This window comes from Achromobacter sp. SIMBA_011, from assembly GCF_046535435.1.
In the GTDB taxonomy this organism is placed as follows: Bacteria; Pseudomonadota; Gammaproteobacteria; order Burkholderiales; family Burkholderiaceae_B; genus Achromobacter; species Achromobacter dolens.
Genome location: NZ_JAWRWN010000761.1, coordinates 1 through 258, shown reverse-complemented (window position 1 = coordinate 258; position 258 = coordinate 1). Strand labels below are relative to the sequence as shown.

Genomic DNA, 258 nt, shown 5'->3' with positions numbered 1-258 from the left:
GGGGACGATCTCGCCTGCCTGGAAAACCTGGATTTCGAATTTGCCTCCCGTTATCGCCTTCAGGGCGTTGGACATGACAACGGCGCCGCCGTAGATCGTGTCCAGATTGTTCGGGAAGCCTGACGTCAGACGCCAACGAATGTTGGGCAAAGATTGGGCTATGGCCGGCGTTGCCAGTGTGGAAACGGCCGCAGCCGCCCCCGCCAGCACGCCGCCCGACAATAGTTGCCGGCGACCTGGATTGACCTTCATGAATTA

At 59.7% G+C, this 258-nt stretch carries 1 pseudogene; it reads right to left on the bottom strand.

From position 1 onward, the window contains the following. A pseudogene (locus SB816_RS33025) lies at window positions 1-252 on the bottom strand (ABC transporter substrate-binding protein); the annotation flags it as partial. Window positions 253-258: the final 6 nt, after the last annotated feature.